Below are 1,612 nucleotides of genomic sequence, written 5' to 3'. Positions count from 1 at the left end.
CGCCCGCCGCGATGCGGGCCTCGACGTCACCGTCGGGGTCCGCTCGCTGCCGCAGGTCGCCGACGCGCTCCTCGCCGAGTTCGGTCACGGTGCCGTCGGCGAGCACGGCCTCGCAGGACTCGACGTACGCGTCGGTCTTGCCGTACTTCAGCGAGTGGGAGCCGGTGGAGTTGTTGCCGATCGCGCCGCCGAGGGCGGACTTGTCGCGCCACGCGGGGTCGGGCGCGAACTTCAGCCCGTGCGGTTCGCAGGCGGCGTTGAGTTCGGCGACGATCGCGCCGGATTCGGCGGTCGCGGTCGCCGCCTCGGGGTCGATATCGTTGATCGCGTCCATCTCGGCGGTGAAGTCGAGCACGACCGCCTCGTTGACGGTCTGCCCGGCGAGGCTGGTGCCGCCGCCCCGAGGGAGGACGGGGATCCCGCGTTCGCTACAGTACTCGACGACGGCGGCCACGTCCGCGGTCGACTCGGGAAACACGACCCCGATCGGCGTGACCTCGTACGCCGAGGCGTCGGTCGCGTAGAGCTGTCGGGAGTAGCTGTCGAAGCGCACGTCGCCGTCGACGAGCGACTCCAGATCGTCGACCAGCCCCGGCCGGGCCACCTCGCCGCCGCGGTAGTCGAAGTCGCCGTCTGCCGCCGGATCCGGGTCCGCTGCCATGGGACGATGTTACGCGAGTATCGGGAAAAGTACACCTCCTCCGGTGGACGTTGCGGGTGACGCGGTACGGGGGCCGGAAAAGGTTTCACGCACGCGAGTGATTCACGTACCGATGTCCGAGTCAAAAGCCACGTTCGAACTGTACGAGGACGACGCCGGGCAGTACCGCTGGCGGCTCCGCCACGACAACGGCAACATCGTCGCCGACAGCGGCGAGGGGTACGCGAGCAAGCAGAAGGCCCGACAGGGGATCGAGAGCGTGAAGGACAACGCGGTCGACGCCGACATCGAGGTCCAGGACTGAGTCCGGATCGGTGCCCCTTTTTTCGCTGCCACGCGAGGTCGGCGTATGAGCTACGAGACCACCGTCGGCGTGCGTTTCCGTGACATCGACGCGATGGGCCACGTCAACAACGCGGTGTACGCCAGCTACGCCGAGCAGGCTCGGGTCGACTACTTCGCGGACGTGCTCGACACCGACCTCTCGGCGGTCTCCTCGGTGCTCGCCCGGATCGAGATCGACTACCACCGCCCGATCGAACTCGACGACGGTCCCGTCACCGTCGCGGTCGACGTGCCCAGCCTCGGCGAGTCCAGCCTCCCGATGAGCTACGAGATCAGCGACGCCGACGGGAACCTCGCGGCGAGCGTCGAGAGCGTGCAGGTGGCGTACGACCGCGACGCCGAGGAGTCGATCCCGCTCCCCGAGGCGTGGCGCGAGGCGATCGAGTCCTACCACGACCTGTAGGCCGACGGTTTATCGGGCCGGCCCCCGATTGACGACCGTGTACAGCGCCCGTGACCGCGTCGAACAGGAGGAGTGGCTCGCGGAGATGAACCGCGCAGCCGACAGCCTCGAACTCGGCGCCGACGCCAAGTCGACCGCCGAGGACCTGTTCCTGAGCAACGTCCCCGAGAGCGAGCGCTCCAAGCCCGCGGTCGCGGCCGCCG

2 protein-coding genes and 2 pseudogenes (1 of these 4 cut by a window edge) are annotated in these 1,612 nt (G+C 69.0%); 3 read left to right on the top strand and 1 reads right to left on the bottom strand.

The window, feature by feature from the left end; genetic code table 11:
- Window positions 1–661, bottom strand: part of the annotated coding region (locus ACFR9S_RS10150) for an FAD-binding and (Fe-S)-binding domain-containing protein (RefSeq protein ID WP_379818550.1) (this coding region is incomplete at its 3' end). The annotated region extends 1,810 nt beyond the left edge of the window; 661 of its 2,471 annotated nt are in view.
- Window positions 662–773: 112 nt separating this feature from the next.
- On the opposite strand from ACFR9S_RS10150, the pseudogene ACFR9S_RS10145 reads away from it, so the two are divergent.
- From ACFR9S_RS10145 to ACFR9S_RS10135, 3 genes and pseudogenes are all read left to right on the top strand, one after another.
- Window positions 774–965: pseudogene (locus ACFR9S_RS10145) on the top strand (HVO_2922 family protein); the annotation flags it as partial.
- Window positions 966–1,010: 45 nt separating this feature from the next.
- Window positions 1,011–1,409, top strand: a complete 399-nt coding sequence (locus ACFR9S_RS10140) for an acyl-CoA thioesterase (RefSeq protein WP_379730696.1) — start codon at window positions 1,011–1,013, stop codon at window positions 1,407–1,409.
- Window positions 1,410–1,446: 37 nt separating this feature from the next.
- Window positions 1,447–1,612: pseudogene (locus ACFR9S_RS10135) on the top strand (transcription initiation factor IIB family protein); the annotation flags it as partial.

The sequence above is a fragment of the Halolamina salina genome (genome assembly GCF_042678005.1).
GTDB lineage: Archaea > Halobacteriota > Halobacteria > Halobacteriales > Haloferacaceae > Halolamina > Halolamina salina.
Note: the sequence above shows the minus strand (reverse complement) of the source record. Positions and strands in the feature narration are given on the sequence as shown.